The organism is Pseudomonas sp. S34, assembly GCF_009866745.1.
Classification (GTDB): domain Bacteria; phylum Pseudomonadota; class Gammaproteobacteria; order Pseudomonadales; family Pseudomonadaceae; genus Aquipseudomonas; species Aquipseudomonas jessenii.
In genome coordinates this window covers 4,187,354-4,206,264 of record NZ_CP019398.1, presented here as the reverse complement: position 1 = coordinate 4,206,264, position 18,911 = coordinate 4,187,354, and the positions used below count along the sequence as shown (strand labels likewise).

The following is an 18,911-nucleotide window of genomic DNA, read 5'->3' as shown; positions in this document are numbered from 1 at the left end:
TTCACCTCGACCTCAGAGCCCGCTGATCAGTTGGGCGTTGTCGACGCGGATCTCGGCACCGTTGACGAATCGCGACTCGTCGGTGGCCAGGAACAGCACCACGTTGGCAATGTCCCGTGGCGCGGCCATGCGGTTCATCGGGTCCTGGTCCAGCGCTTCCTGCGGGATTGGCTGACCACCGGCCAGGGCCTGGGTCATCGGTGTGTTCACGCCATCGGGGTGCACGCTGTTGCAGCGGATGCGGTAACCCTGCTGCTTGCAGTGCAGGGCAATCGAACGGGTCATCGCCGCCACCGCGCCTTTGGACGCCGAATAAGCGCAGAACATCGGCATCGCGCCCAACGCGGCCACCGACGACATGTTGATGATCGACCCGCCGCCGGTTTCCTTCATCGCCTGGATCGCGTACTTGCAGCCGAGGAAGTAGCCTTCGCCGTTGATCTTCTGCACCTTCTGCCACAGCTCCAGCGTGGTGTCTTCGATGCTGCCCAGGGCCAGGATCGCGGCGTTGTTGACCAGTACGTCGAGACGGCCGAAGTGTTCGACGGTGGTCTTGATCACCTGTTGCCAATCGCTTTCGCTGGCGATGTCGTGGCGTATGAACAGCGCGTTGGCGCCGATTTCTGCAGCCACCTGGCGACCAGCCTCTTCGTTGAGGTCGGTCAGTACTACTTTGGCGCCTTCGCGGGCCAGCAGCAGGGCGTCTTCGCGACCGATGCCGCTGGCGGCGCCGGTGATGATGCAGACTTTGCCTTCTACACGTTGCATTGTTGTTCTCCTGATCGTGCGGTTTGAAGTGCGAATTGGTCGGCCACGTGGGCGGCAGCCCGGCGACCGGAGTAAATGCAGTCGGCCAGGGACAGGCCGGAGACATACAGGTTGGAAGCGACCCCGACCGCATTGCGGCCGGCGCTGTAGAGACCGTTTATTGGCTGGCCGGCGTGGTCCAGAACCCGACCGCTGTCCTCGCAGACCTTCAGCCCGCCCAGGGTTATGACCGGGCAGGGGAAGAGTTTGCTGTCGAAGGACAGGTCGAGGGCGTACCAAGGGCCTTGGTCGAGGTTGGCAAGCATCGCGGCGGATTTGCCGAACTCGTCGGCGACCTCACCCCGTGCCGCGCGGGAATAGCGTTCGACGCTCTGGTGCAGCAGTTCGGGCGGCAGGTTGCAGCGCTTGGCCAATCCGGCGAGGGTGTTGCTGCGCTTGGCGTTGAACAGCAGATTGAGCAGCACCGGCAGGCGCTGGAAATTCCACACCTTGCCCGGGCCCACCTGACGCAACGCTTCGCGCATCAGCTCACGGTTGAGCACCAGGATCGCGCGACCGTCTTGTTGTTCGACCATGGCGTGGCCGAGGGTCGCGCCGTAGATTTCTTCGTTGGCGTAACGCTGTCCGCGGGCATTGACGATCAGCCCGCGGGCCCAGGCCAGTGGCGGATTGATGAAGCGCCAAGCGCTGATCTTGTCCATCCGTGCCACGCTGCCACCGGCGCTCTGGCCCAGGGCGATGCCGCTGCCATTGCACCCGGTGGCGCCCAGGGGCAACCCGGCCAGGTACTGCGGCGCGTGTTGGCGCACCAGGTCGCGATTGAAGATAAAACCGCCGCTGCTCAATAGCACCGCCTGTTCGGCGCGAATCAATTGCCGAATGGCGCTGGTCTGCTCGATGCGACGCTGACGGGCGCGCAAGCGGTCAGCCAATGCGGGGGCGTACATATGAATGGCGGCGGCCCAGCGCGACAGACGCGCATGTTGTCGGGCTGCGCGACTGCCGGAAGGCAACTGCCAGGCTTCGACGCCGATGACCTTGTCGTCGAGGTCGAGCACCAGTCGCCGCACTTCGCACTGGCTGCGCAGGCGCGCACCGTGACGCAAGGCGCTGGCCTTGAGCGGGGCGAACAGGCTGGCGCCGGACATGCCCGGACCTTTGGTGCGGTGACCACGAGGTGCCGGTTTGGCGCTGGCGGCATAGGCCGGCACGGCTTCGTTGCCGGAGTAATAGAGGTAGTACTGGTCACTCGGGTACGAGGTTTTATGCGGCGGCACGCTGGCTTCGAACGCCGCGCCCTGTCGCTCCAGCCAGGCCAGTTGTTCGCGGCTGCCGTCGCAGAAATTGCGCAATGTCGCGTGGCTGACGGCTTCGCCGACTTCCTGACGCAGGTAATTGAACATGGCTTCGCTGGTGTCTTCATAGCCGGCCTGACGCTGATACGGCGTGCCACCACCGGCGTACACCACGCCACCACTGAGCGCCGTGGCGCCGCCGCCTTCGAAGCGATCCAGTGCGAGCACTGACAGGCCGCGAGTGCTGGCTTCGATGGCGGCACAGGCGCCGGCACCCCCAAACCCGACGATCAGCAAGTCGCAACGGTCATCCCATGGCAACTGGTCGGCGCTGTTCACTCGCAACGCCGTCAACCCGTTCAGGCTGTCCATGTTCGGGCCTCAGCCAGCAGCAGCGAGAGAGGGTGCGGGTTTGGCGGTGGTGGTGTAGCTGCCGTCGAGGTAGACCAGCGGGGTGATTTCGGCGGTGGTGTGGATCTGCAGGATGCGTCCGATGAACACGGTGTGGGTGCCGTAACTGAAGTGGCCGTCCTGACGGCAGAGGATCGCCGACTGTGCGTCACCCAGGTAAGGAATGCCGCCGGGGCTGGTCAGCCAGTTGCCACGGTCGAAGCGCGCCTCGCCCTTGATCGCGCCGCTGCACAGGTTGGCCAGGTCCTGTTGTTCGACGCCGAGGATGTTGACGCAGAAGTCGGCGCCGGTCGCCAGTGCGGCGTGGGGCGAGGCGGTCTTGTTGACGCAGATCAGCAGCGAGGGTGGCTCGGTGCTCAGCGAGTCGACGGCCGTGGCGGCCATGGCGAAGCGTTCGGTGCCGTTGCTGGTGCTGATAATGGTGACTGACTTGGCCAGGCGGCGCATGGCCTGGAGCATGTCGGCTTTGAGATTGACGTCGTTCATCGCACTGGGCCTTTTTTTGTTGGGGGTTGGGTGCGATGGATTCTTGCTCTGGCTCTTGTCTGGAGCATCGTCCGAGGGGACTAGGCCTTGGCGGCCTCTGGGCCGACCAGGCTCTTGGTTGATTGAGTACATATCCGTTTCTGCGGTAACGGCGGCTGGCGGTTTCGCCCTTACGGCGAGTCCCTTTTGTCAAACGCCCGGAGTGCCGGCCCAGCCAAAAGGAACCAAAAAGTCTCGCCCCTTACGTACGCCCCCTCGCTGAGGCTCGGGGTTCCTTCGCTCCGGCATTCATCCGGGGGCATCGCCCTCCGGTTTGCTCCGCTGCACCTACATGCAATGTGTTCGACTGCGTCGAACGGCGCTGCGCGCCAATCCCCGGATGAACACCTCCGCTCAGCCTTCCGAGGGGGCGGGTGGATCAAGATCAAAAGCTGCAGGCGAGCTAACGCTCGGCCTGATGAGTGGTGAAGAGCGTGGGGCGACGCGGCCCTGCTTTTGCTCTGCTCTTCTGTGGGAGCGAGCTTGCTCGCGATGGACGTCAACGATAACGCGTGCTGCCTGAATGCCCGCGTTGTCCTGGCGTTTTTCGCGAGCAAGCTCGCTCCTACAGGGATCTTCAGTGGCCACAAGTCCCGAGTAAAACCGGAGACTCAATGTGGGAGCGAGCTTGCTCGCGATGGCTTTGTGTCAGGCAACACACCTCTTTCAGATTCACCTCCAAAAAACTGTTCCCCAATCCCACATGGTCCGTTTGAGGGATGTCCCCTGCGTTGCGCATTGTTTGAATGCCAGTGTAGGGGCGCTACATCCGCCCCGTTGCACGCGCGCCCCGGCGGATGGGGTGAACAAAGGAGAACAATAAAAATGCTCAACCAAGACCTGATTCGCCAGCGTCTGAGCCAACGTGCCCGCGAGTTGGTGCCGATCCTGCGTGAACGTGCCCTGAATGCCGCGCAAGCAGGCCAGTTGCCGGAAGAAACCCTGAAGGATTTCCAGGACGCCGGGTTCTTTCGCATCCTGCAACCGTCCCGTTGGGAAGGCTATGAGCTGGAGCCCAAGGATTTCTTCGACGTACAGATGACCCTTGCCGAAGGCTGCATGTCCTCGGCCTGGGTACTGGGGGTGGTGGCGATCCACAACTGGCAACTGGCGCTGTTTGACGACCGCGCCGCGCAGGATGTCTGGGGCAGTGATTCCAGCGTGCTGATCTCCTCTTCCTATATGCCGGTGGGCAAGGTCGAGCGGGTCGAGGGTGGTTTCAAATTGAGCGGTCGCTGGGGCTTTTCCTCCGGCAGCAAGCATTGCGAGTGGGCGTTCCTCGGTGCGCTGGTGCCGCCGGAGGAGGCGGGCGGGGCGCCGGATTACCGGACGTTCCTGGTGCCGCGCAGCGATTACCAGATTCTCGACAACTGGAACGTCATGGGCCTGGAAGCTACCGGCTCCCACGACATTCTGGTGGAGAACGCCTTCGTTCCCGAGTACCGCACCCATCGCGCCCTCGACGGTTTCATGCAGAACAGTCCGGGCAATGCGGTCAACACCGCGCCGTTGTTCCGCCTGCCATTCGGTCAGATTTTCGTGCGTGCGGTTTCGTCCTCGGCCATCGGTGCCCTGCAAGGCGCGGTGGATCAGTTTGTCGAGCACAACCGCGCCCGGGTCGGGGTCAATGACGGTCGCAAGATGGTCCAGGACCCGGCCGCGCAATCGGCGCTGGCCAACGCCATGGTCTGCGTCGATGAGTGCAAGACCGTGCTGTATCGCAACTTCGCCCTGATGCTGGAGCGCGCGCAGAAGGGTGAGCCGTTGAGCATGCCCGAGCGGGTGAAGATGCGTTACGACTCGGCGCTGGTGGCCGACAAGTGCGCCAAGGCCGCTGGTGACCTGATGTTCAACAGCGGTGCTTCGACGATCTTCCGCAGCCACCCGATCAACCGAGCGTTCCGTGATATTCACACCGGTCGCGCCCACGTCGCCAACAGCCCGGCCAAGTACGCCTGGAACCTCGGCGGGGTCAGCATGGGGCAGGACAGCAGCGACTTTTTCCTCTGACGCTGGCGTACAGCTCTTTTCTATGAATCGGGCTAGTCCGTTTGCGTGATTCGAGCGCCCCGCCGATGCCCGAGCATTGGCGGTAAGGCGAAGGTCTACGGCGCCGACTGCGCATCCAAATAAGCACAAGGATCAACCATGAAATTTTCCCTGATTTACGAAGCCCAGACGGTGGACTCCAGCCGCGAAGGTGACCGCAAGATTTTCGAAGACACCGTCGAGCAGGCCGTGCTGGCCGACAAGCTGGGTTTTGACACTTTCTGGTGCGTGGAACACACGGCGCTGAGCAACTACTCGCACATGTCCGCGCCGGAAACCATGCTGGCTTTCGTGGCCGGTAAAACCGAGCGCATCGGTATCGGCCACGGTGTGGTCTGCCTGCCTCCGGCGATGAACCACCCGGTCAAGGTCGCCGAGCGCATCGCCACCCTCGACCTGCTGTCCAAGGGGCGTGTGCACTTTGGCGTGGGCAAGGGCGGTACCCAGCAGGAAGCCGGCACCTTCGGCTACGACCTGGCGACCTTGCAGCCGCAGATCGACGAGATGATGTACCTGATCCCGAAAATGTTCGTGCAGGACGAGATCGAGCACAACGGCGACTTCGTGCAGATCCCCAAGCGTCCGATCCATCCAAAGCCGTATCAGGATCCGCACCCGCCAATGTACCTGGCGTGCACCAACACCGAGTCGCTGAAGAATGCCGGCGGTCGCGGCATGGGCGCGCTGGTGCTGGGTTTCGGTGGTCCGGAAGAAATCGCCAAGAAGGTTGAGGTGTATCACACGGCCTACGACAACCGCGATGAAAAGAAGCAAGTGGGCTTCCGTCCTAACCGTCACATTGCCGCGCTGTGCCCGGCCATCGTGCTGGACGACAACGCAGAGGCGCGCCGCATCGGTATCCGTGGCCAGCGTTACTTCATGGAGTCGTTGGGCTACTGGTACGGCGGTGGCGAGCGTCCGGATCCGGAGAAGTGGAAGGACGACACCTTCGTCGATGGCAATGGCCAGAGCGTGATCAAGTCGCGCTTCGCTTCTGAAGAAGTCAGTGTCGACTTCTCCGACCCGACCATGGCCATGATGAACCCGAACCACGCGTACGGCACCGTCGAGGATTGCATCGGCTACGTGCAGCGCCTGATCGATGCCGGCGCCGACGAAATCCTGTTCATCTGCCAGATGGGCACCGTGCCGCAGTGGGCGCAGCTGGAGACCTTGAAGAACATTGGCGAGAAGGTGATTCCGCATTTCCGCAAGGGCTGAGTCCTGCCACATAAGGCATGAACACCGCACAACCCCTGTGGGAGCGGGCTTGCTCGCGAAGAGGTCGGCACATTCAACATTTATGTTGCCTGACACACCGCCTTCGCGAGCAAGCCCGCTCCCACAGGTTCAGTGTCATGCCCCAGTGCTTCATTTTTTCAGGCCTGACATGGACGTCCGGCCAACTTTCCAACGGGTCCCCAAGGCCCGTTTTTTTATGCCTGCACCAATCCCTTGTGGGAGCGGGCTGAACCGGTCAAGTAATCCCGGACACCGGTTACGGTGCTTATGCCGCCTTTTGCTCCATGGCTATTGGCGACAGATAGTTGTTGTAGCTGTGGAGCCTCGTGCGGTTGTAGTACATGAAGAAGCGCACCATATCGGTTTTTGCTTCCTCGATCTTGCTGTAGCCACTACGAGGCACCCATTCTGATTTCAGCGTGCCAAAAAATCGCTCTGTTGGAGCGTTGTCCCAACACTGCCCGCGATGACTCATGCTTTGCAATATGTCTCGACGCTTCAGTTCTTCCTGAAACTTGCGGCTGGTGTACTGACAGCCCTGATCCGAATGGAACATCAGTCCCGGAGGACACATTCGAACCTCTATTGCCATGCGTAGCGCCTTGCTGACCAAGTTGGCGTCATTGACCAGCGAAAACGCCCAGCCAATGACGCGGCGAGCAAACAAATCGATCACGATGGCCAGATGAACCCAGCGCTCACCCACCATCAAGCTGGTCACGTCGCCACACCAGACCTGATCGACTGCAGCCGGCTTAAAATTGCGTTTGAGCCGATTGGGCACGACAAATGCTTCAACACCTTTGGATCTGAATGGGTGAGGCTGGCGTTGTTTACTGACAATGTTGGCCTCCCTCATTAGCGTTCTGACAAGGCCTCTTCCGATCGCGATGTTTTGGGACTTCAGGTTCTTGCTGATCATTCTGGAACCCATGGCTTCCCGGCTTTCGCTGTGCAGTTCAACCACTTTCAGCTTGAGTTCTTCGCGTCTGATCCGCGGTTTGGCTCGCCGCTGAAGCCACTCATAAAAGCTGCTGCGCTTCACATCGAAAACACGACACACAATGGCAGTCGGGAACGACTCTCTTAGTTCCGCAATCATCGAAAACGATCGGGATCCGACATCAAGAGAGCGGTAGCCTTTTTTAAGATCTCGGCTTCCATTTCCATGCGCTTGATCTTGGCCTTCAGTTCCTGGATCTGGCGTTGATCTTCGGTAATCGCCTTAGTGCCTTTAACTGGCTGCCCCTCGCGCTCCTTGCGAACCTGATCGACCCAGCGCCGTAAAGCGGTGGGCCCGATATCCAGCGATGCACAAACGTCTGGAACCGGGCAGTTATCATCAAGCACCATGCTGGCAGCATGCAGCTTGAACTCGCGGGTATAGACCTTTCTTTCGTTCATGGAACCTCCAAGTTGGCGAAATCATATCGCCCTTAAGAGGTGTCCGGAATTATTAGGCCAGTTCAGGCTTGCTCGCGAAGAGGCCGGCACATTCACCATTCATGTTGCCTGACACACCGCCTTCGCGAGCAAGCCCGCTCCCACAGGTTTTGTGATTGTTCCCATCACCGATTCGGCCTTTAAACCGGACTTGTTTAACGGCTGTCAGTGTTACTTGATGAAAGCTACACCGCCTTGCGTCGTTGCCTACAGGTACGCCAGAATCCGCCGGCTTGTGCGCTTTGGACCCCCTCGGTAACTTGATCCGCGTCACTGCCCATCAGTGATCGGGTTTAGTCGCCCGTGGTCAATCGAAGCGCATCTGCATCCAGACAGTCAGGTCATTTCATACCTGCACTTTATGGTAGCTGTGCGCAGGGCGCCTTTGGGCGCGCCGGTTTCGATTCTCCCCGGTCGACTAACCTGCGTACAGCTGCCACCTCTCGTTTAGTCGCAAGTCGGTGACGGCTCCAAATTATTGGAGAGTCGTGAATGTTCAAGGTAACGCCAAACCCGCCGGACACCAATCCGGCATCCCCGTACGAGCCCGATTCCAAAAAACTCAACGAGGCCGCCGAGCCTGCCCTCGCTTACCACTTCCCCTCGACAGCCGACATCAAAGCCACTCCTCGAACAATCAGCACACTGTTTACCGTCGACCCTGACGCTACGACCGAAACCCTGGTGGTCTATCTCGTCGAGACGTTGGCCTCGGTGGATGTGATGGTGCATCAACTGGTGGATCATCTGGAGGGCGGTGACCGTAATGCACTGCTGGGTATTTCCAATAGCGTAATGCTCGCCGAAATCACCGCGAATCGCGTGCTCGATCAAATCGAACCAGCTGCATAAACCCGCAACACCCCCCCCTGTGGGAGCGGGCTTGCTCGCGAAGAGGCCGGCACATTCAACATTCATGTTGCTTGACACACCGCCTTCGCGAGCAAGCCCGCTCCCACAGTTTTGATGTGCGTACCTCATCAATTCCGCTAGTCCCATTGGACGATGTTGCCCCTCCCCGAACCCGTTTGAATAGGCCCTACATAAAGTCTCCCCCGGCAGTCGCCGAAGGGCGGCACCGCCTGAGAAAAACGAGGAGTGCATCCATGGATATCCGTGGTCTGGGTTACGTCACCCTGTTATCCAGCGACCTGGCGCAATGGCGCCACTACGCAAGCCAGGTGCTGGGCATGATGGTCATCGGCTCTGATGACGACGCGCACCTGTACCTGAAGATGGACGAGCGCCACTACCGCATCCTGGTGCAGAAGAACGTCGAGAACGGCTTCGGCGCCTGCGGCTGGGAAGTGGCCGGAAAGGCGGCGCTGGAACAGGCGGTCAGCGAGTTGCAACAGGCCGACGTGCAAGTGACCCGTGGCACCGCGGCCGAGGCCGAGCTGCGCAAGGTCCAGGAGCTGGTGCACTTCAGCGACCCGGATGGCAACCGTCACGAAATCTTCTGGGGCCCGTTGCAGGACTTCGCCCGTTTCGTCTCGCCGGTGGGCGTCAAAGGGTTCGTTACCAACGAACTGGGCATGGGTCACGTAGTGCTGCCGGCACCTGCCTTCGAGCGCTGCCGCGACTTCTACGAGCAGGTGCTGGGTTTCGGCCTGTCGGACCTGATGAAAGTCCGCTTCACCCCGGACCCGGCCGAGCCGCAAAAGCGTATTCACTTCCTGCACTGCAACAACGGCCGCCACCACTCGCTGGCGATTTTCGAGTGCCCGATGCCCCACGGCTGCGTGCACATGATGGTCGAGGTCAACGCGCTAGACGAAGTCGGCCGCGCCCTGGACCGCGTCCACGCCAATGGCGTGAAGCTGTCGGCCACCCTCGGTCAGCACACCAACGACCAGATGATTTCTTTCTATATCAAGACCCCGTCCGGGTTTGACCTGGAATACGGCTGCGATGGCCTGGTGGTCGACTGGGACCGCCACACGCCGTTCGAAAGCACCGTGGTCAGCCACTGGGGCCACGACTTCAGTGTCGGTCGCCAATGAGGAACATGACGATGGACAAGCAAATGACCACCGCCGAGATCGTCGGCCAACTGCGTGACGGCATGACCATCGGTATCGGTGGCTGGGGCCCGCGGCGCAAGCCGATGGCGCTGGTGCGAGAGATCCTGCGCTCGGACCTCAAGGACCTGACCGTGGTTGCCTACGGCGGTGCCGATGTCGGCATGCTCTGCGCGGCCGGCAAGATCAAGAAACTGGTGTTCGCCTTCGTTTCCCTGGACTTTATTCCGCTGGAACCGTACTTCCGCAAGGCGCGCCAGGAAGCGGCGCTGGAAGTGATGGAGATCGACGAAGGCATGCTGCTGCTCGGTCTGCGCGCGGCGGCGATGAATGTGCCGTTCATTCCGACGGCGGTGGGCCTGGGCACCGATGTGTTGCGCCACAACCGCCAGATCAAGTTGATCGCCTCGCCCTATGCCGATGGCAAGGACTGGGTGGCGATGCCGGCGCTCAAGCTCGACGCGGCGCTGGTGCACGTCGACCGTGCCGATAAACGCGGGGTGTGTCAGATCAGCGGTCCGGATCACTACATGGACGACCTGTTTGTGCGGGCCGCGACCCACAGCTACGTGACCTGCGATGAACTGGTCGACAGCGAGTATTTCCATCACGACAGCGCCCACGCGCATCAAGTGTTCTGGGAACGCAACCTGACCACCGCCGTGGCCCATGTGCCGGGCGGGGCGCATCCGTCTTCGTGCGCGCCGCTGTACGGTTTCGACGTCGCGCACTTCAAGGCCTACAACGCCACGGTCCAGGCGGCCGATGGCTGGCAGGGCTATGTCCGCGACTACGTCGACTGCACCCACGAACAGTATCTGGAAAAGGTCGGCGGCCTGGCTGCGATCCGTGAACTGCCGTTGCCGATTTTCTAAGGGAACCTTCCGATGAGCACTACTGATTACAGCCTCGCCGAGTTGATGATCTGCGCGGCCTCCGAAGCCTGGCGCGAAGACGGCGAAGTATTGGCCTCCGGCATCGGCGTGATTCCGCGTCTGGCCGCTTCGCTGGCCATGCTGACCAGCAACCCGCAACTGCTGATGACCGACTCCGAAGCCTACATGGTTGCCGAGCCGGTGCCGTTGGGCGCGCGCAAAGGCTATGAACCCAAGCGCGACAGCTGGATGGGTTTCTCGCGGATTTTCGACAACGTCTGGGGCGGCAAGCGCCATGCGCTGGTCGGCCCGACCCAGATCGACCGTTACGGTCAGGCCAACATTTCCTGCATCGGCGACTACGCCAAACCCAAGGCTCAGATGCTCGGTGTACGCGGTTTCCCCGGCAACTCGATCAGCCACGCCAACTCGTTTTGCGTGCCGAGCCACAACCGCCGGGTATTCGTCGAAGGCGAGGTCGATATGGTCGCCTCGGTCGGCTACAACCCGGCCCGACTGGCACGGGGCTGGTCGATGAACGACATCGACATCCGCCTGATCATCACCGACCTCTGCGTGCTGGATTTCCAGGGCCCGCAACGGCAGATGCGCATCCGTTCGCTGCACCCCGGCGTGACGGCGGCGCAAGTCCAGGACAACACCGGCTTCGAGTTGCATGTGCCGGACGATTGCCTGACCACTGCCGCGCCGACGGCCGAGCAGTTGCAGCTGATCCAGCGTCTGGACCCGCACAACCTGCGCGCCCTGCAACTCAAAGACAACCCGCCAGGCCAACGCTGAGCAACGCGTTGCGGAGAAAAGTGATGGCTGAACATAACGATAACAATCAGGCCGAGGTGGTGCTATACGAGGTGCGTGGCGCGGTGGCCCTGGTCACCATGAACCGCCCCGAGTTCCACAACGCGCAGAACTCGCAGATGACCTATGCGCTGGACGCGGCGTTTCGCCGGGCCTGCGATGACGATGAAGTGAAGGTCATTGTGTTGCGTGGCGCCGGCAAGCATTTCTCCGCCGGGCATGACATCGGCACCCCGGGCCGCGACGTCGACAAGACGTTCGACCGCGCCAGCCTGTGGTACGACCATGTGAACAAACCGGGCGGCGAGTTTTTGTATGCCCGTGAGCAGGAAGTCTATCTGGGCATGTGCCGCCGTTGGCGCGAGATGCCCAAGCCGACCATCGCCATGGTCCAGGGCGCGTGCATTGCCGGTGGGTTGATGCTGGCCTGGGTCTGCGACCTGATCGTGGCCAGCGAGGATGCTTACTTCGCCGATCCGGTGGTGCGCATGGGCATTCCCGGGGTCGAGTATTTCGCCCACGTGCACGAATTGAATTCACGCATCGCCAAGGAATTTTTGTTCCTCGGCGAGCGCATGCCGGCACCGCGTGCCTATCAGATGGGCATGCTCAATCGGGTGGTCCCTCGCGACGAGTTGGAACAGCAGACCCTCGACATCGCCGGGCGCATCGCACAGATGCCGCGCCTGGGTCTGCAACTGAGCAAGCAGGCGGTGAACAACGCCGAAGACCTGATGGGCAAGCGCGCGACCATGGACATGGTGTTCGGCCTGCATCACTTCGCCCATGCCCACAACGAACTGGTGTCCGGTGACCGCCTCGGTGGCTACGACGCCAAGGCCATGGCCAGTTCCCAACGCAAAACGGGCGAGGCGTGAGCATGGCGATCTCGTTGAATACCCGATTGACCGAACTGCTCGGTTGCCGTTATCCGATCATCCAGACCGCCATGGGCTGGGTCGCCGACCCGAAACTGGTGGCGGCCACGGGCAATGCCGGTGGTTTCGGTTTCCTGGCCGGGGCGACCATCGAACCGCAGCAGATGGAAGCGGCGATCATCGAAACCCGGCGCCTGACCGATCAGCCGTTCGGGGTGAACTTCCACATGTACCAGGCCAATGCCGGCGAGATCGTCGAGCTGGTGTTGCGCCATAAAGTCCGGGCGGTGAGCTACAGCCGTTCACCGGGCAAGCAAATGATCAGCCGCCTGAAGGACGCCGGCGTGGTGTGCATTCCCACCGTCGGCGCGCTCAAGCATGCGCAGAAAGCCGTGGAAATGGGCGCCGATGCGGTGACCGTGCAAGGCGGCGAGGGCGGTGGGCATACCGGCTCCGTGCCGACCTCGATGCTGCTGGATCAAGTGGTCAATGCGGTGTCGGTGCCCGTGGTGGCGGCCGGCGGTTTCAAGGACGGCAGGGGCCTGGTTTCTGCCCTGGCCTACGGCGCCGAGGGCATCGCCATGGGCACGCGTTTCCTGATGTGCGCCGACAGCCCGGTGCCGCAAGCGACCCTGGCGCGTTACCTGGCGGTCAAGGACCCGGCGGCGATCATCATCAGCCGCGCCATCGACGGCATGCCGCAACGGATGATCCGCAACGAATTGCTCAACCAACTGGAAAACAGCGGTGGCCTCAAGCGCTTGTTGCTGGCATTGCAGAGTGGCCTGGCCTACCGCCGCCACACCGGCATGAGCCTGATGCAACTGCTGACCAGCGCGCTGAAGATGCGCGGCAGCGGGGAGCTGACCGCCGCGCAAAGCATCATGGCCGCCAACGCGCCGATGGTGATCCAGAAAGCCATGGTCGACGGGCAACCGGCCGCGGGCGTTTTGCCCGCCGGACAGATCGCCGCATCCATCGACAGCTTGCCCAGCTGCGCCCAATTGATTGAACAGATCGTCCGCGACGCCGAAGTGCGCCTGGGCGAGCTGTGCCGCCGTGTGTCGTAAGGGGAAAGCATGAAACCATTTAGCGTGAGTATCGATAACGGCATCGCCGAACTGGTCTTCAACCGGCCACCGGTCAACGCCTTCAACTGCCAGGGCTGGGCCGACATCGCCAGCGAAATCGAAAGCCTGGGGCGCAATGCCGAGGTGCGGGTGATCCTGATCCGGGCCGAAGGGCGCGGCTTCTGCGCCGGGGTCGACATCAAGGAACTGGCCGCCGACGGCAACCTGATCGTCGCGGTGAACAAGGGCAACTACGACAGCTTCAAGGCGATCCACCGCAATCCGAAACCGGTGATCGTCGCCGTGCACGGCTTCGTGCTCGGTGGCGGCATCGGTATCTGCGGCGCCGCCGACATCATCGTCGCGTCCGAGTGCGCCACCTTCGGCGTGCCGGAAGTGGATCGCGGGGCCATGGGCGGCGGTGCGCATTTGCAGCGGTTGTTCCCGGTGCAGAAAGTCCGCCACATGTACTTCACCGGCGAGGCCATCGACGCCGCCGAAGCTTACCGCCTGGGCGCGGTGGAGCGGGTGGTCAAGCGCGAAGACTTGCGCGAAGCCGCGTTGCAGATCGCCCGCACCATCGCCGCCAAGAGCCCGGGCATGATCAGCCTGGCCAAGGAAGCGCTGAGCGGCATCGAAGACGGCAATCTGGAAGACAAATACCGCTGGGAGCAGGGCTTCACCCTCGAAGCCTACCGCTCACTGGACTCTCAGGAAGCACGCGACTCGTTCGTCGAGAAACGCGATGCCCGATTCAACGGCTGAAGGCATATCCATGGACCTGACCTATACCCCGGCCCAGCAGGCCTTTCGCTTTGATGCGCGGACCTGGCTGGCGGCCAATGTACCGAGTGAACCGCTGCAATCGTTCGACACCGAGCAAGGTTTTGCCGAGCACCGTGCCTGGGAAGCAAAACTCAACGAAGGCCGATGGGGCATGGTCACCTGGCCGACCGAACTCGGCGGCCGTGGTTGCGACCTGATCGAGTGGCTGATTTTCGAAGAGGAATACTACCGTTCCGGGGCGCCGGCACGGGTCAACCAGAACGGCATCTTCCTGCTCGGCCCGACCCTGATGGAGTACGGCAGCGAAGAGCAGAAAGCGCGATTCCTGCCGCGCATGGCCACCGGTGAAGAAATCTGGGCCCAGGCCTGGTCCGAGCCGGGCGCCGGTTCCGACATGGCGGCGATCCGCTCCAAGGCTGAGCGGGTGGGCGACCACTACGTGATCAACGGCCAGAAAACCTGGTCGACCCGTGCGGTGTGGGCTGACTGGGCGTTCGGTATTTTCCGCACCGACCCGCAGTCTCAGCGCCATCACGGCCTGACGTTCATCCTGCTGCCGCTGAACACGCCGGGGATCACCGTGCGACCGATTCCGCAGCTCAACGGTTTGCCGGGTTTTGCCGAAATTTTCTTCGACGACGTCAAGGTGCCGGTGGAGAACGCCCTCGGTGGCGAAGGCATGGGCTGGCACGTGGCGATGTCCACCGCAGGTTTCGAGCGCGGTTTGTTGCTGCGCTCGCCTGCGCGTTTCCAGGAAACCGCCAAGCGCCTGGTGCAGTTGTACCTGGCCAACCGCGAGCAGGCCGACCGCGACCCGGCCATCGGCGAGGCCGTGATGCGCGCCTGGCTCGATGCCGAGGCCTACACCCTGGGCACCTACATGACCGCCTCGCAGCTGGTGCAGGGCGGCAAGATCGGGCCGGAATCGTCGACCAACAAGATCTTCTGGTCCGAACTCGACCAGCGCATGCACGACACCGCCATGAGCATTCTCGGTTTGCGTGGCGAACTGCTGCCGCATGCCCCTGCCGCCGGTGACGTCGGCCATTGGCTGGAAGGTTTCCTGTTTGCCCAGGCCGGGCCGATCTACGCCGGCACCAACGAGATCCAGCGCAACATCATTGCCGAACGCATGCTCGGCATGCCGCGTGCCTGAGGAATAGACCATGGACTTTAGTTTCAGCCGCGACCAACTGCTGTTTCAGGACAACGTCCGCAGCTTTCTGATCAACGAAGTCACCCCGGAACGCATTCGCGAACTGTGGCAGAGCGACAGCGGGCGCAGTGAGCAACTCTGGGCGCAATTGGTGGAACTGGGCCTGACCGCCCTGACCGTGCCCGAGGCACAGGACGGCATGGGCATGAATGAGCTGGACTTCGTGCTGATTGCCCAGGAATGCGGTTACGCCGGTCTGCCTGAGCCGCTGGTGGACACCATGCTGGTCGGCGTGCCGTTGCTCGCCGCCCTGGATGAGCAACACGCCCCGCTCAAACAAAAATGGCTGTCGCGAGTGGCCGAGGGCCGTGCACGTCTCGCGGTTTCCGAGCCGGGCAACCCGCTGGTCAGCGATGCCCATGTCGCCGATCTGCTGTTGCTGGCCCATGGCGATGAAGTGCATGCGCTGGAGCGTGATGCCGTGCGCCTGACCCGCAACGAGTCGGTCGACCCGAGCCGTCAGTTGTACCAGGTCGAGTGGACGCCAACGCCCGCTACCTGCGTCGCCAGTGGCGAGCAAGGCCGGCGTTTGTGGGCCGCTGCCTTCAACCGTGGCGCCCTCGCCAGTGCCGCGCAGTTGCTCGGGCTGGCCAAGCGCATGGTCGACCTGGCGGTGGACTACACCTTCGAGCGCAAGCAGTTCGGCAAACCGGTGGGGTCGTTCCAGGCGGTCAAGCATCTGATGGCTAACGTCGCGGTGCAGATCGAGTTCGCTAAAGGCCCACTGTATCGCGCCGCCTATGCGGTCGCAGAGCAGCAGGCAGATCAGGACGTATTCGTCTCCCACGCCAAACTGGCAACGGCGGAAGCGGCCATGCTTGCGGCGAAGAACACCATCCAGGCCCACGGCGCCATGGGGTACACCTGGGAAGTCGATTTGCATCTGTTCATGAAGCGCGCCTGGGCGCTGGACAAGGTCTGGGGCGATCGCGGCCATCACAAAGAGCGGATTCGTGCGGCTTTGTTTGGCGGCGAAACCGCGCTGGGTGCTGGCAGTACTTTCTGACGGCAACTGTGGCTGATACCGGTCAGTAAGGTGCCGTGAAACCTGTGGGAGCGGGCTTGCTCGCGAAGAGGCCGGCACATTCAAAATTGATGTTGCCTGCCATGCCGCCTTCGCGAGCAAGCCCGCTCCCACAGGTAGTGCGGCGCTCCTACTGACGGGTATTGGCGAATGTGCCTGACTTCAACTGATTCCGAGGTAGACCATGCCTGAAGCCTACATAGTCGACGCCCTGCGTACGCCCACCGGGCGGCGCAAGGGTGGTCTGAGCCAGATCCACGCCGCCGACCTGGGCGCCCACGTATTGCGCGCGCTGGTCGAGCGCAATGCCATTCCCGACGAGGATTACGACGACGTGATCTTCGGCTGTGTCGACACCATCGGCCCGCTGGCCGGTGACATCGCCCGCACCAGTTGGCTGGCGGCCGGCTTGTCGCAATCGGTGCCGGGCACCACCATCGATCGCCAGTGCGGCTCGTCCCAGCAAGCGGTGCACTTCGCCGCCCAGGCGGTGATGAGCGGGACTCAGGACGTGGTCATCGCCGGTGGCGTGCAGACCATGACCCAGATCCCGATTTCCTCGGCGATGATCGCCGCCGAGCCCTTGGGCTTCACCGATCCGTTCAGCGGTTCCGAAGGCTGGGTGCGGCGCTATGGCGCGCAACCACCGACGCAGTTCCGTTCGGCGCAGATGATCGCCGAAAAGTGGGACCTGTCCCGGGCGCAACTTGAAGCCTATTCGCTTGAGTCCCATCGACGTGCCTTGCAGGCCATCGAGCAAGGCCGCTTCAACCGCGAGATCGTGCCGCTGGCCGGTGTGCTGCATGACGAAACCCCGCGCCAGACCAGCCTGGAAAAAATGGCCGAGCTGGAATTCCTGTTTGGCTGTGACCGGGTCACCGCCGCGGTGTCGAGCCAGACCTGCGACGCGGCCAGTGCGATGCTGATCGTCTCGGAGGCGGCGCTCAAGCGTTACGGCCTGACGCCACGGGCACGCATCCATCACCTGAGCGTGCGCGCCGAAGACCCGATCTGGATGCTCACCGCGCCGATCCCGGCCACCGCTTACGCACTCAAGCGCGCCGGCATGAAGCTCGAAGACATTGACCGTGTGGAGATCAACGAAGCCTTCGCCTCGGTGGCCATGGCCTGGTTGAAAGAGACTGGCTACCCCCACGAACAGACCAACGTCAATGGCGGCGCGATTGCCCTCGGCCATCCGCTGGGCGCCACCGGCACTCGCTTGATGTGCACCTTGCTGCATGAACTGGAGCGCAGCGGCGGACGATTCGGCATGCAGACCATGTGCGAAGGCGGCGGTCAGGCCAACGTGACGATCATCGAACGCTTGTAAACCAGGATGTACACCGATCCTGTAGGAGCGAGCCTGCTCGCGATGGACTCAAGAACGACGCGGGCATTCAGATACCCCGCGTATTCGTTAACGACCATCGCGAGCGGGCTCGCTCCTACAGGGAATTGTGTCGACCCGTGATGAATTTGAAGGATGAGCAACATGAAAATCTGTGAAAACCGCGTCGTGATCATCACCGGTGCCGGCGGTGGTCTGGGCCGTGCCTACGCAATGGCCTTCGCCGCCGAAGGCGCAAAAGTGGTGGTCAACGACATCAATCGTGAAGCGGCGTTGGCCGTGGTCGGCGAAATCCTCGGCCAGGGCGGCAGTGCCGTGGCCAACAGCGACGACATCACCCGCTATGACTCGGCGGGCTTGATCGTGCGCCAGGCCATCGAAACGTTCGGCGACCTGAACGTGGTGGTCAACAACGCCGGCATCTGCCGCGATCGCATGTTCGCCAGCCTCAGCGAAGCCGACTGGGACGCCGTGGTAGCGGTGCACCTGAAGGGTCACTTCTGCATTTCCAGCCACGCCGTGAAGTACTGGCGTGAGCAGGTCAAGGGCGGCGCAAAGGTCGATGCGCGGATCATCAACACCAGCTCCGGCGCCGGTTTGCAGGGCTCCATCGGTCAGTCCAACTACGCGGCGGCCAAGGGCGGCATTGCTTCGCTGACGCTGGTGCAGGCGGCTGAGCTGCGCCGCTACGGGATCACCGCCAACGCCCTGGCGCCGGCCGCGCGCACCGGGATGACCGAGCAAGTGTTCGCCGACACCATGAAAAAGCCTGAAGAGGGCTTTGACTACTTCGCCCCGGAAAACGTCGCGCCGCTGGTGGTGTGGCTCGGCTCCGAGGCTTCCGCCGAGGTGACCGGGCAGATGTTCGAAGTCGAGGGCGGCAAGTTGTCGATCGCCGACGGCTGGCGCCGTGGTCCGCAACTGGATCGCCAGGGCCGCTGGGCGGTCGGCGAGATGGGCGATGCCGTCGCTCAACTGATGACGCTGGCGGTTCCTGCGGCCAAAGTTTACGGCAGCTGAAAAAGACCGGTCTCGGGAGGCGTGTGCATGGCTATAATCGGCCCACGTTCCAACGCTGATCACCTGTAGGAGCGAGCTCGCTCGCGATGGACTCCAGCGCTACGCGTTTATTCAGACA

Annotated in this window: 18 protein-coding genes; 13 read left to right on the top strand and 5 right to left on the bottom strand. The window is 62.3% G+C overall.

Annotation, left to right across the window (positions count from 1 at the left end; genetic code table 11):
• Positions 1-12: 12 nt before the first annotated feature.
• The 3 genes from PspS34_RS18720 to PspS34_RS18710 are packed head-to-tail and all read right to left on the bottom strand — an operon-like array spanning position 13 to position 2,960.
• Positions 13-768 (bottom strand): glucose 1-dehydrogenase, encoded by a 756-nt coding sequence (locus PspS34_RS18720; protein ID WP_150812555.1) that lies wholly within the window; start codon positions 766-768, stop codon positions 13-15.
• Positions 756-2,435: an FAD-binding protein gene (locus tag PspS34_RS18715; protein ID WP_154947784.1), complete on the bottom strand. Its 1,680-nt coding sequence runs from the start codon at positions 2,433-2,435 to the stop codon at positions 756-758. The genes PspS34_RS18720 and PspS34_RS18715 overlap by 13 nt, the downstream gene beginning before the upstream one ends.
• Positions 2,436-2,444: 9 nt before the next feature.
• Positions 2,445-2,960: a flavin reductase family protein gene (locus PspS34_RS18710; protein ID WP_057714069.1), complete on the bottom strand. Its 516-nt coding sequence runs from the start codon at positions 2,958-2,960 to the stop codon at positions 2,445-2,447.
• A gap of 864 nt (positions 2,961-3,824) precedes the next feature.
• On the opposite strand from PspS34_RS18710, the gene PspS34_RS18705 reads away from it, so the two are divergent.
• Together PspS34_RS18705 and PspS34_RS18700 are read left to right on the top strand one after the other, a co-directional pair.
• Positions 3,825-5,009 (top strand): flavin-dependent monooxygenase, encoded by a 1,185-nt coding sequence (locus tag PspS34_RS18705; RefSeq protein ID WP_154947783.1) that lies wholly within the window; start codon positions 3,825-3,827, stop codon positions 5,007-5,009.
• Positions 5,010-5,147: 138 nt separating this feature from the next.
• Positions 5,148-6,269 carry an LLM class flavin-dependent oxidoreductase gene (locus tag PspS34_RS18700; protein ID WP_090456732.1) on the top strand — a complete coding sequence of 374 codons (1,122 nt, stop codon included), beginning with the start codon at positions 5,148-5,150 and terminating at the stop codon, positions 6,267-6,269.
• Between the two features lie 286 nt (positions 6,270-6,555).
• Here the strand turns inward: PspS34_RS18700 and PspS34_RS18695 are convergent, their stop codons facing one another.
• Complete coding sequence (locus tag PspS34_RS18695; protein ID WP_223509062.1) at positions 6,556-7,392, bottom strand: IS3 family transposase; 837 nt, start codon at positions 7,390-7,392, stop codon at positions 6,556-6,558.
• Entirely contained in the window at positions 7,389-7,694 is a 306-nt protein-coding gene (locus PspS34_RS28685; protein ID WP_008047186.1) for an IS3 family transposase, read from the bottom strand. The genes PspS34_RS18695 and PspS34_RS28685 overlap by 4 nt, the downstream gene beginning before the upstream one ends.
• Positions 7,695-8,225: 531 nt before the next feature.
• Between PspS34_RS28685 and PspS34_RS18690 the strand changes: the two genes are divergently transcribed.
• The 11 genes from PspS34_RS18690 to PspS34_RS18640 all read left to right on the top strand — a co-directional run bounded on the left by PspS34_RS18690 (position 8,226) and on the right by PspS34_RS18640 (position 18,793).
• Positions 8,226-8,585, top strand: coding sequence for a DUF6124 family protein (locus PspS34_RS18690; protein ID WP_154946672.1), 360 nt, complete (start codon positions 8,226-8,228; stop codon positions 8,583-8,585).
• Positions 8,586-8,839: 254 nt separating this feature from the next.
• Entirely contained in the window at positions 8,840-9,736 is an 897-nt protein-coding gene (locus PspS34_RS18685) for a VOC family protein (protein WP_057714072.1), read from the top strand.
• An 11-nt stretch (positions 9,737-9,747) separates the two neighbouring features.
• Positions 9,748-10,629: a CoA-transferase gene (locus tag PspS34_RS18680; protein WP_154946673.1), complete on the top strand. Its 882-nt coding sequence runs from the start codon at positions 9,748-9,750 to the stop codon at positions 10,627-10,629.
• Between the two features lie 12 nt (positions 10,630-10,641).
• A complete protein-coding gene (locus PspS34_RS18675; protein WP_090456726.1) occupies positions 10,642-11,430 on the top strand; it encodes a ketoacid CoA transferase in 789 nt (262 codons plus the stop codon).
• A 23-nt stretch (positions 11,431-11,453) separates the two neighbouring features.
• Entirely contained in the window at positions 11,454-12,326 is an 873-nt protein-coding gene (locus tag PspS34_RS18670) for an enoyl-CoA hydratase (RefSeq protein ID WP_150812561.1), read from the top strand.
• A 2-nt stretch (positions 12,327-12,328) separates the two neighbouring features.
• Positions 12,329-13,396 carry a nitronate monooxygenase gene (locus tag PspS34_RS18665; protein WP_150812562.1) on the top strand — a complete coding sequence of 356 codons (1,068 nt, stop codon included), beginning with the start codon at positions 12,329-12,331 and terminating at the stop codon, positions 13,394-13,396.
• A gap of 9 nt (positions 13,397-13,405) precedes the next feature.
• Positions 13,406-14,161: an enoyl-CoA hydratase family protein gene (locus PspS34_RS18660; RefSeq protein ID WP_057714077.1), complete on the top strand. Its 756-nt coding sequence runs from the start codon at positions 13,406-13,408 to the stop codon at positions 14,159-14,161.
• A 10-nt stretch (positions 14,162-14,171) separates the two neighbouring features.
• Positions 14,172-15,338 carry an acyl-CoA dehydrogenase family protein gene (locus tag PspS34_RS18655; RefSeq protein ID WP_154908879.1) on the top strand — a complete coding sequence of 389 codons (1,167 nt, stop codon included), beginning with the start codon at positions 14,172-14,174 and terminating at the stop codon, positions 15,336-15,338.
• A 10-nt stretch (positions 15,339-15,348) separates the two neighbouring features.
• Positions 15,349-16,404 carry an acyl-CoA dehydrogenase family protein gene (locus PspS34_RS18650; RefSeq protein ID WP_154861390.1) on the top strand — a complete coding sequence of 352 codons (1,056 nt, stop codon included), beginning with the start codon at positions 15,349-15,351 and terminating at the stop codon, positions 16,402-16,404.
• Between the two features lie 202 nt (positions 16,405-16,606).
• A complete protein-coding gene (locus tag PspS34_RS18645) occupies positions 16,607-17,755 on the top strand; it encodes an acetyl-CoA C-acetyltransferase (RefSeq protein ID WP_057714080.1) in 1,149 nt (382 codons plus the stop codon).
• 162 nt (positions 17,756-17,917) lie between these two features.
• Positions 17,918-18,793 carry an SDR family oxidoreductase gene (locus tag PspS34_RS18640; protein ID WP_154946675.1) on the top strand — a complete coding sequence of 292 codons (876 nt, stop codon included), beginning with the start codon at positions 17,918-17,920 and terminating at the stop codon, positions 18,791-18,793.
• Positions 18,794-18,911: the final 118 nt, after the last annotated feature.

What these genes read in the sequence shown, in the direction of transcription:
- PspS34_RS18655 (WP_154908879.1), top strand. Translation starts at nt 14,172, where the DNA reads ATGGACCTGACCTATACCCCGGCCCAGCAGGCCTTTCGCTTTGATGCG.
- PspS34_RS18705 (WP_154947783.1), top strand. Translation starts at nt 3,825, where the DNA reads ATGCTCAACCAAGACCTGATTCGCCAGCGTCTGAGCCAACGTGCCCGC.
- PspS34_RS18690 (WP_154946672.1), top strand. Translation starts at nt 8,226, where the DNA reads ATGTTCAAGGTAACGCCAAACCCGCCGGACACCAATCCGGCATCCCCG.
- PspS34_RS18720 (WP_150812555.1), bottom strand. Translation starts at nt 768, where the DNA reads ATGCAACGTGTAGAAGGCAAAGTCTGCATCATCACCGGCGCCGCCAGC.
- PspS34_RS18670 (WP_150812561.1), top strand. Translation starts at nt 11,454, where the DNA reads ATGGCTGAACATAACGATAACAATCAGGCCGAGGTGGTGCTATACGAG.
- PspS34_RS18640 (WP_154946675.1), top strand. Translation starts at nt 17,918, where the DNA reads ATGAAAATCTGTGAAAACCGCGTCGTGATCATCACCGGTGCCGGCGGT.
- PspS34_RS18700 (WP_090456732.1), top strand. Translation starts at nt 5,148, where the DNA reads ATGAAATTTTCCCTGATTTACGAAGCCCAGACGGTGGACTCCAGCCGC.
- PspS34_RS28685 (WP_008047186.1), bottom strand. Translation starts at nt 7,694, where the DNA reads ATGAACGAAAGAAAGGTCTATACCCGCGAGTTCAAGCTGCATGCTGCC.
- PspS34_RS18685 (WP_057714072.1), top strand. Translation starts at nt 8,840, where the DNA reads ATGGATATCCGTGGTCTGGGTTACGTCACCCTGTTATCCAGCGACCTG.
- PspS34_RS18660 (WP_057714077.1), top strand. Translation starts at nt 13,406, where the DNA reads ATGAAACCATTTAGCGTGAGTATCGATAACGGCATCGCCGAACTGGTC.
- PspS34_RS18680 (WP_154946673.1), top strand. Translation starts at nt 9,748, where the DNA reads ATGGACAAGCAAATGACCACCGCCGAGATCGTCGGCCAACTGCGTGAC.
- PspS34_RS18710 (WP_057714069.1), bottom strand. Translation starts at nt 2,960, where the DNA reads ATGAACGACGTCAATCTCAAAGCCGACATGCTCCAGGCCATGCGCCGC.
- PspS34_RS18650 (WP_154861390.1), top strand. Translation starts at nt 15,349, where the DNA reads ATGGACTTTAGTTTCAGCCGCGACCAACTGCTGTTTCAGGACAACGTC.
- PspS34_RS18695 (WP_223509062.1), bottom strand. Translation starts at nt 7,392, where the DNA reads ATGATTGCGGAACTAAGAGAGTCGTTCCCGACTGCCATTGTGTGTCGT.
- PspS34_RS18715 (WP_154947784.1), bottom strand. Translation starts at nt 2,435, where the DNA reads ATGGACAGCCTGAACGGGTTGACGGCGTTGCGAGTGAACAGCGCCGAC.
- PspS34_RS18645 (WP_057714080.1), top strand. Translation starts at nt 16,607, where the DNA reads ATGCCTGAAGCCTACATAGTCGACGCCCTGCGTACGCCCACCGGGCGG.
- PspS34_RS18665 (WP_150812562.1), top strand. Translation starts at nt 12,329, where the DNA reads ATGGCGATCTCGTTGAATACCCGATTGACCGAACTGCTCGGTTGCCGT.
- PspS34_RS18675 (WP_090456726.1), top strand. Translation starts at nt 10,642, where the DNA reads ATGAGCACTACTGATTACAGCCTCGCCGAGTTGATGATCTGCGCGGCC.